At 75.8% G+C, this 1,022-nt stretch carries 1 protein-coding gene; it reads left to right on the top strand.

Going from position 1 to position 1,022, the window contains the following annotated elements; genetic code table 11:
* Positions 1-48: 48 nt before the first annotated feature.
* Positions 49-1,022, top strand: a 974-nt coding sequence (locus ACFXA3_RS42955; RefSeq protein ID WP_385197063.1) for an oligosaccharide flippase family protein, incomplete at its 3' end; no start/stop codon positions are given.

The raw sequence follows: 1,022 nt of genomic DNA on the forward strand, positions 1-1,022 counted from the left end.
CCCCGCGGAGAGCGGTGCCCGTACCGCCCGAGCCTCCGCCGGAACACGGTGACCGGCCCGGGGACCGAAACCGGTGCCGGCACCTGCACCGGCACCGGTGTGCAGGCGCCGCCCGCGGCGCCGTCGCTGGGGCGCAAGGTCGGCTCCGCCGCCCGGTGGAGCCTGGTCAACACCGTGGTGATGCGCCTCGGCAACTTCGTCACCGGCATCGTCCTGGCCCGCTTCTTCCTCGGCCCCGAGGCCTGGGGCGTGTACGGGATCGCCCAGACCGTCCTGCTGGTGCTGCTCTCCGCGAACGAGCTCGGCGTCTCCCTCGCCATCGTGCGCTGGGAGGGCGACCCGCGCCGCTTCGCCCCGACGGTGCTCACCCTCAGCGTCACCTCCAGCTGCCTGCTGTACGCCGTCCTGTTCGCGGCGGCCCCGGCGGTCGCCCGCGTGCTGGGCTCGCCCGAGGCCTCCGGCATCCTGCGGGTGATGTGCGTGTGCGTGGTCCTCGACGGCCTGTCGCAGGTGCCCGCCGGGTTCCTCACCCGGGAGTTCGCCCAGGGCCGGCGGATGGCCATCGACGCCGTCAACTTCCTCCTCAGCACGGGCGTGACCCTGCTGCTGGCCGTCGAGGGGTGGGGGGCGATGAGCTTCGCCTGGGGCTCGGTCGCCGGCAACGCGGCCGCCCTCGCCGGGTGCTGCCTCGCCGCGCCCGGCACGCTGCGGTTCGGCTGGGACCGGGAACAGGCCCGGGAGCTGCTGCGGTTCGGGCTTCCCCTCGCCGGGGCCAGCATGCTGGCCCTCGGCGTCGTCAACGTGGACACCATGGTGGTCGGTTCCGCCCTCGACCAGCTCGCCCTCGGCTTCTACGTGCTCGCCTTCAACATCTCCGGCTGGCCCGTGCGGATCATCTCCGAGGCGGCCCGCCGGGTCTCCTTCGCCGGGTTCTCCCGGCTGGCGGACTCGCCGGGGGGGCGGGGGGGGGGGGTGTCGGCGGGGGGGGGGGGGGGGGGGGGGGGCGGGGGGGGGGGGCGCGG

This window comes from Streptomyces sp. NPDC059456 (assembly GCF_042750055.1).
GTDB lineage: Bacteria > Actinomycetota > Actinomycetes > Streptomycetales > Streptomycetaceae > Streptomyces.